The organism is Protofrankia coriariae (assembly GCF_001017755.1).
Classification (GTDB): domain Bacteria; phylum Actinomycetota; class Actinomycetes; order Frankiales; family Frankiaceae; genus Protofrankia; species Protofrankia coriariae.
The window spans coordinates 23,602-30,986 of sequence record NZ_JWIO01000033.1 but is presented as its reverse complement, the minus strand read 5'-3'; the positions used below and the strand labels follow the sequence as shown (position 1 = coordinate 30,986).

The following is a 7,385-nucleotide window of genomic DNA, read 5'->3' as shown; positions in this document are numbered from 1 at the left end:
GGAGCCGATCGGCGGGCGTCGTCGTCCGGTTCCGCTCGCCGCTGAAGGTCCGCCCCCGTAACCGGGCGTGATATGGCTGGACAGCTGCGGCCCCGTCGTGGCCGGGCTCGGTTTCAATACTCACAGAACTCCGATGCTTACAGAGCTGTAATAATTATGGGAAGATCCGTCCGGCCAGGTCCGCAGAGTGCCGCCCCAGTTTTAATGATCATCGGCCGTCCGGACGACACACACTCTGACGTCGGCTTCTAAAGAGATTCTTGAGTCTGGACAGTCAGATCGCGGGTGATCCTCGCCAGTGCGGAACGAGCGGCCGAGCGTAGCCGTCACCGTCGAACAGCGAGATCCCGCGAGCCCGGACAGCGGTATTTGTAAAATTTACAAAACAGCAACCAATGGACGGCCGTGAATGGCGTCCACGCCGCCCGACCGACCCGCCGGCGTCCCGGCGCTTCACGGCGACGGTCATTCCGATGAGCGTCCGACGCCCTTGCTGGTTACTAAGTGTAACTAGTGAAGCTGGATGATCATAAAGTGATCTTGAAGATCAAGGCAGAACCAAGGGGAGGGGTGAGCTCGGGCAAGCGCAGGGACCCTTACCCGGAGGACAACCACTGTCAAACCAGCGACCCAACGCGCCCAGCGGTTGTTCCTCGGGCGGCCGGACGATCCGTTTGGTCGGATCAGTGGGCCAGATCGTCGAGGTGCTGGCGCAGGACGGCGCGGATGCCGGCTGGTGTGATGCCGGGCGGGTCGGCGATGCCCTGCACGGCCAGGCCGTCCAGGAGCGCGTGCAGCCGGGCCGTCTCCACCTCGGGATCCCGGCGGGTGGCGAGGCGGCCGAGGTCGCCGAGCTGGCGGACGACAGTCCGCACGACATGGCGGATCAGCCTGTCGATCTCGCGCCGCTGTTCGCGCAGGTCCGCTCCGAGGTGCGCGTTACCGACCATCGCGAGCCATGCCTCGGACTCGACCCGCCGGTTCGCGTCGAGGGGCAGCAACTGCTCGAGAATCCCCATGGGCGCGGCCGGCGTGACAGCGCCGCCGCGGGCTGCGTCGAGCGCGTCGAACCGCCGCCGGACCTGACCGACCGCCCACTCGACCGCGAATACGATCATGTCGCCGCTGGTGGCGAAGTAGTGCCGTAGCGCCCCGGGCGACCAGCCCGCCTCCCGCGCCACCGTCCGGACCGACACGGCGGGGAAGCCGTCGCGCAGCGCCACCCGCCACACCGCGCCGGCGAGCTCCTCACGGCGGGCCTCGTGATCGACAACCTTCGGCACGGACCCATAATGGCACGGCCGTGCTAAATTATTTTTATGACACGGCTGTATGAAAACGGTGCGTCTGCTTCGGCGGTCCCGGTGAGCGCCGCGGTGGGTCTACCTCCTCGTGGCGGCCGGGCTGAACGTCCTGCGACAGCTCGTGTGGCCGCTGCCGCGCTACCACCTGACACCTGACACCTGACCCGCACCGTGCGGCCGGTTCAGCGCACGCCTGACGGGATGGCCGCCGAGGGTGGGAGCCGAGGGTGGCGACTTGACCGGGAGTTGGGGGATCTGTTCTGCTCGTCATGCCCAGCCGATGCACCGGGCCCAGTCGATGGACGCATGATGGACGCGGAGGAAGCCGGTGGGAGTCTCCCCTGACATCGGCCGGTCGCCCCGGCGGCCCGGGCTCGGCGGCCGGCGCCCTGCGGGGGCCGGCCATGGCATCACAGCCCCGCACGCTGAGCACCCGGTCACGCTGAGCCGTCGCTCACACTAAGCCGTCGCTCACGCCGCGTATCCGATCACGCCGAGCTGCTGATCACGTCACATAGTCCATCATGCCGCCAGTCGGTACCGGCTGGCGTGGCCTCCTCCTCGTGTCAGGGAGAACTCCCGTGTCCGGATGGTTCCGTGCCGTCGGGCTGCTCGCCGGCGCCGCGCTCGACGCCGCCCTCGCCGACCCGGCGCGGGGGCACCCGGTGGCGGCCTTCGGGACCGTCGCCAACCACACCGAACGGCTGCTCTACCGCGACAGCCGGGCCGCCGGGCTGGCCTACACCTGCGCGCTCGCCGGCGGCACCGTCGCCGTCGGCGCCCTGGCGCGCTCCGGGGTGACCAGGGCCGGCCNGGCTGCCCGCGGGCCGCCCCGGTGGCGCTGACCACGGCGGCGACGTGGACGGTGCTGGGCGGGGCATCCCTGCGCCGCCACGGCCGTCACCTCGGCGGCGAGCTCCTGCGCGACGACCTGATCGCCGCCCGTGGCCGCCTGCCGTCGCTGTGCGGCCGGGACCCGGCCGTCCTCGACCGCGCCGGGCTGTCCCGGGCGGGGGTGGAGTCGCTGGCCGAGAACACCTCGGACGCGGTCGTCGGGCCGCTGCTGTGGGGGGCGCTCGGCGGTGTCCCGGGGCTGCTCGGCTACCGGGCGGTCAACACCCTGGACGCGCTGGTCGGCTACCGCAGCACCCGGCACGCCCGCTTCGGCTGGGCCTCGGCCCGCCTGGACGATCTCGCGAACCTGCTGCCGTCCCGCGTCGCCGGACTGCTGGCCTGCGCGTGCGCGCCGATCGTCGGCGGCTCGGCCGTCGACGCCTTCTGGGTGATGCGCCGGGACGGCTGCAGCCATCCCAGCCCGAACGCCGGCCAGGTGGAGGCGGCGTTCGCCGGCGCGCTCGGGCTGCGCCTCGGCGGGACGCTGCGCTACCACCACGGGGTGGAGCACCGGCCGGTGATGGGCTATGGCCGGCCGGCCGTACCTGCCGACCTGGAACGGGCCGCGCTCCTCTCCGCCTCGGTCAGCGGCTGCGCGCTGGTGCTGTCCGCCGGCGTCGCCGTGGCCACGGCGGCGGCCCGGTCGGCGCTGGGCTCGGCACGGGGCTCCAGACACACTTCCGCGCGGGCCTCCACATGGGCCACCGCCCGGCCCCGCCGGCGAGGCCGGCGGTGAGCGGGGGAGCGCTGCTGGTCGCCGGGACGACGTCGGACGCGGGCAAGAGCGTGGTCACCGCCGGGCTGTGCCGCTGGCTCGCCCGCGAAGGCGTGCGGGTCGCGCCGTTCAAGGCGCAGAACATGGCGCTGAACTCGGTGGTGACCGCGGACGGCGCGGAGATCGGCCGCGCCCAGGCGATGCAGGCCGCCGCAGCCGGGGTCGAACCGGAGGCGGCGATGAACCCGGTGCTGCTCAAACCCGGAAGCGACCGGCACAGCCAGCTCGTCGTTCTCGGCCGGCCCGTCGCCGAGGTCGACGCGCTGGGCTACCGCCCGTACAAGGCGCGGCTGGCCGGCATCGTCACGGACTGCCTGGCCGACCTGCGCGGCCGATTCGACGCGGTGATCTGCGAGGGCGCCGGCTCGCCCGCGGAGATCAACCTGCGGGACACCGACATCGCGAACATGGGCCTGGCCCGGGCCGCGAACCTGCCGGTGCTCGTCGTCGGCGACATCGACCGCGGCGGGGTGTTCGCCGCACTGTTCGGCACCCTCGCGCTGCTCGACGCCGACGATCAGGCGCTGGTCGCCGGCTGGATCGTCAACAAGTTCCGCGGCGACCCCCGGCTGCTCGAGCCCGGGCTGCGCCAGCTCGAGCAGCTCACCGGCCGTCCAGTACACGGGGTGCTGCCGTGGCGCTCCGGGCTGTGGCTGGACGTCGAGGACTCCCTGGACCTCGCCTCCTATCCGGCCTACCCGGACGCCGGCGACGCCGACGACGCCGACACACACAACGCCGCCGATACCCGTGGCGCCGATACCCATGGTGGCGGTACTGGTGCCAACAGCCACACGGGGGACGTCCTGCGGGTGGCTGTGATCCGGCTGCCGCGGCTGTCCAACGTCACCGACATCGACGCGCTGCGGGCCGAGCCCGGGGTGCTGGTGGGCTTCGCGACCCGCCCCGACGATCTCACCGACGCCGATCTGGTGGTCGTTCCCGGGACCAGGGCGACCGTCGACGACCTCGGCTGGCTGCGCCGGCGCGGCCTGGACGCCGCCCTGCGCGCCCGGGCCGCGCGGGGCCGGCCGCTGCTGGGGATCTGCGGCGGCTACCAGATGCTCGGCCGGCGCATCGACGACCCGGTCGAATCCGGCGCCGGTACGGTCGACGGCCTCGGCCTGCTGCCGGTGACCACCGCCTTCGCCCCCGACAAGCTGCTCGGCCGCCGTACCGGAACCACCCCCGACGGTCTGACCGTGACCGGCTACGAGATCCGTCACGGCCGGCTCACCGTCCACGACGCCGGGCCGCTCGCGAGGCCCGCGGGTGGGCCGGTGAGGGGGAACGCCGGGGGGCCGGCCGTCGAACCGTTCGCCGCGGACGGGGTGCGCGCCGGCGCGGTCGCCGGCACGAGCTGGCACGGGCTGCTGGAGAACGACGAGTTCCGCCGGGAGTTCCTCGTCGACGTGGCGGCCCGCGCCGGACGCTCGTTCATCCCGGCCCGCACCTGTTTCGCCGACGTCCGCCGCCGCCGTCTGGACGTCCTCGGCGACCTGGTCGCGGACCATCTCGACACCGGGGCCGTCCGCCGGCTGCTCGAGGGCGGTCCCCCGGCCGGCCTGCCCTTCGTCCCGCCGGGGGCACCGGGGTGACAGCGGCCATCGCCTCCGGTCACCGGATGGTGCCGCGGGTGCCCGCTCACCGCCCGTCCGGAGAAATGGCGGCCGATGACCGTTGCGGTCGGGTCGACATGACCTGAGGAGACCGCGCTTCTTCCAGGCCGGGCCGCCGGCCGGCGATCGGCCGCCTCCTGATCTGTCGGTGATCCGTCGGTAGGGTCCCCGCCATCTGTTTCCCGTCACAGCGTCAAACGTTGTATACCGGTCTGGCCGGGAACAAGCAGGATCCGCGGGGGCGGTCAGGCCTGTCCGGGTAATGGCCATCCGGGTGGACGAAAGGCTCGGAACAGGCTCTCAAGGGGGTACTGAGCTTGTCGAACGACCCGTGGTGGCGCAATCCCAATATCGTCGTTCCCTCACTCGTGGGCCTGCTGACGGCGGTGATAGGGCCGCTGGTGGCCGTGGCCCTCACCGGCAGCGCGACGGTGAAGCCCCCGCCGCAGCCCCCGACCTCGACCGCGCCGTACACCAGCACGCCCACGCCGACCAGGACCCGCACCCCGAGCCCGAGCCCGAGCCCGGTCCGCACGACGGCGACGGCCCGTCCGCCGTGCACGGTGGGTACGGCGTCACCGTCCCTCGACACCGATCAGGCGGCCATCTGCACCCTGCTGCGCAGCAGCCTGATCGATCGCCGCTCCTGCCACAGCCGTCCCGATCTGGAGTCGGTGGCTCCCTGGAACGCCCTGAGCGCGATCACGTGTGAGACCGCCGCGGACTCCACCAAGGTCCAGCTCCTGCGGTACCGAACCGTCGCGGACATGAACGCGTATCTGGACCGCGCCGCCGGCTCCGTCAACGGCCTCGGCAACTGCAAGGACGGCCAGGAGTCGAACACCACCTGGCACACGTCCTCCAGCGGGACGCTGGGCCGCAAGGTGTGTATTTTTCTCAGTAACGGCAAGTTCCAGATCAACTGGGCGTTCAACACGGAACGTGTCGTGGTGGTCCGTGAAGATCAGTCAGCCGTCTCCGCGGCCTCCTGGTGGGACAAGAACGCCTGCCTGCTCACAAGCTGCTGATCGCGGAAAATACTGAACGCGCGGCGCGACCTGGATCCCCTGCCCGCGCTGCGCGTTTCCCGTCCTGGTGTCCGGCCTGTTTTTCCGTTGTTTTCCGGGTCCCGGCCACCGGTCGCCGGCCAGTCAGGGTGGCCGGCGACCGCCGAGGCCCAGGTCCGGCGGAACAGCCCCCGAGCCGTCCCAGCCGATTACAGTATGCCGTTGGTATGCCGTTGGTCGACCGGATTGCGAGGGTCAGCATGCGGTCCGGGGCCAGGGCGTGTCGACCATCCGCGTTCGCGTGCCGCACCCCTTCGCCTGCTGATCCTTTCTTCTCCTCGGGAGTATCGACGTGACACGTCCTGGCAGCGAGCCGATGATCGTTCTGCTGTCCACCGCCGACACCGAACTGTTGGCGGCCCGGGCCAGCGGGATGCCGTGGCGGGTGGCGAACCCGGCCCGGCTCGCTGCCGAGGGCGTCCCCGGCCTGCTCCAGGGCGCGGACGCGGTGGTCGTCCGGCTGCTCGGGGGGCAGCGGGCGTGGCCCGACGGGCTGGCCGCGGCACTCGCCGCCGGGCTGCCCACGGTCGTCCTCGGCGGGGAGGCGGTACCCGACGCCGACCTGATGCGCCGCTCCACCGTGCCGGCCGGTGTCACCACCGAGGCGCTCGCCTACCTGGTGGAGGGCGGCGCGGCGAACCTCGCCGAGCTGTACCGCTTCCTCGCCGACACGCTGCTGCTGACCGGCTTCGGGTTCGCCCCGCCCACGCCGATGCCCGCCGCCGGGGTGCACGGCGCGCGCACGGCGAAGACGGACCGCCCCACCGTCGGTGTCGTGTTCTACCGGGCGCACGCGACGTCCGGGAACACCGCCTTCGTGGACGTGCTGTGCGACGCGCTGGAGGCGCGCGGGGTCAATGCCCGGCCGGTGTTCGCCGCCTCCCTGCGCGGGCTGGGCTCGGCATCCGACGACGTCCTACCACTGCTGGCCGGGGTGGACGCGCTGATCGTGACGATGCTCGCGGCCGGCGGCACCCGCCCGGCCGACGCGTCCGCCGGCGGGGACGAGGAGGCGTGGGACATCGGCGCGCTCGCCGCACTCGACATACCCGTGCTCCAGGGCCTGTGCCTGACGTCGTCGCGGGCGCAGTGGGCGGGCAGCGACGCGGGGCTGTCGCCGATGGACGCGGCCATGCAGGTCGCGATCCCCGAGTTCGACGGCCGGATCATCACCGTGCCGTTCTCGTTCAAGGAGTCCGGGCCGGACGGGGTGCCCGGCTATGTGGCCGACCCCGAGCGCGCCGCCCGGCTGGCCGGGACCGCCGCCCGGCTGGCCCGGCTGCGGCACGTCCCGAACGCCGAGAAGAAGATCGCGCTGGTGCTGTCGTCGTACCCGACCAAGCACGCCCGGGTCGGCAACGCCGTGGGCCTGGACACCCCGGCCTCCGCCGTCCGGCTGCTGGCCGCGCTGCGGGCGGCCGGCTACGACCTGGGCGAGAACGGGCCGGGCGGACGGCCGGTCCCCACCGACGGGGACACGCTCATCCACACGCTCATCGCCGCCGGCGGGCACGACGTCGAGTGGCTGACCGAACAGCAGCTCGCGGCCGCCCCGGCACGGGTGCCGGCGAGCGTGTACCGGCGCTGGTTCGACGCGTTGCCGGCGTCCCTGCGCGAGGGGATGCTCCGACACTGGGGTGAGCCGCCCGGCAGCCTCTACGTCGACCCTCCAACGGTCACTCCCGGTGACATTCCCGGCAGCGCTGGCGGCGGCCTGCCGCGGCCC

Annotated in this window: 5 protein-coding genes and 1 pseudogene; 5 read left to right on the top strand and 1 reads right to left on the bottom strand. The window is 72.5% G+C overall.

Annotated features, from left to right (window positions below):
* Positions 1 to 683: 683 nt before the first annotated feature.
* The gene (locus tag FrCorBMG51_RS18130) at positions 684 to 1,283 is read right to left on the bottom strand and encodes a TetR/AcrR family transcriptional regulator (RefSeq protein ID WP_047224245.1); all 600 of its coding nucleotides are present in this window, start codon (positions 1,281 to 1,283) and stop codon (positions 684 to 686) included.
* Positions 1,284 to 1,828: 545 nt separating this feature from the next.
* On the opposite strand from FrCorBMG51_RS18130, the gene FrCorBMG51_RS34970 reads away from it, so the two are divergent.
* From FrCorBMG51_RS34970 to FrCorBMG51_RS34965, 5 genes and pseudogenes are all read left to right on the top strand, one after another.
* Complete coding sequence (locus tag FrCorBMG51_RS34970) at positions 1,829 to 2,149, top strand: cobalamin biosynthesis protein (protein WP_476742199.1); 321 nt, start codon at positions 1,829 to 1,831, stop codon at positions 2,147 to 2,149.
* Entirely contained in the window at positions 2,140 to 2,934 is a 795-nt protein-coding gene (locus FrCorBMG51_RS18125; RefSeq protein WP_235433701.1) for a CobD/CbiB family cobalamin biosynthesis protein, read from the top strand. The genes FrCorBMG51_RS34970 and FrCorBMG51_RS18125 overlap by 10 nt, the downstream gene beginning before the upstream one ends.
* Positions 2,895 to 4,571 carry a cobyric acid synthase gene (locus tag FrCorBMG51_RS18120; protein ID WP_047224244.1) on the top strand — a complete coding sequence of 559 codons (1,677 nt, stop codon included), beginning with the start codon at positions 2,895 to 2,897 and terminating at the stop codon, positions 4,569 to 4,571. Before FrCorBMG51_RS18125 ends, FrCorBMG51_RS18120 begins: the two co-directional genes overlap by 40 nt.
* A gap of 338 nt (positions 4,572 to 4,909) precedes the next feature.
* Positions 4,910 to 5,620, top strand: coding sequence for a hypothetical protein (locus FrCorBMG51_RS18115; protein WP_157180565.1), 711 nt, complete (start codon positions 4,910 to 4,912; stop codon positions 5,618 to 5,620).
* A gap of 355 nt (positions 5,621 to 5,975) precedes the next feature.
* Positions 5,976 to 7,259 (top strand): annotated as a pseudogene (locus tag FrCorBMG51_RS34965) (cobaltochelatase subunit CobN); the annotation flags it as partial.
* Positions 7,260 to 7,385: the final 126 nt, after the last annotated feature.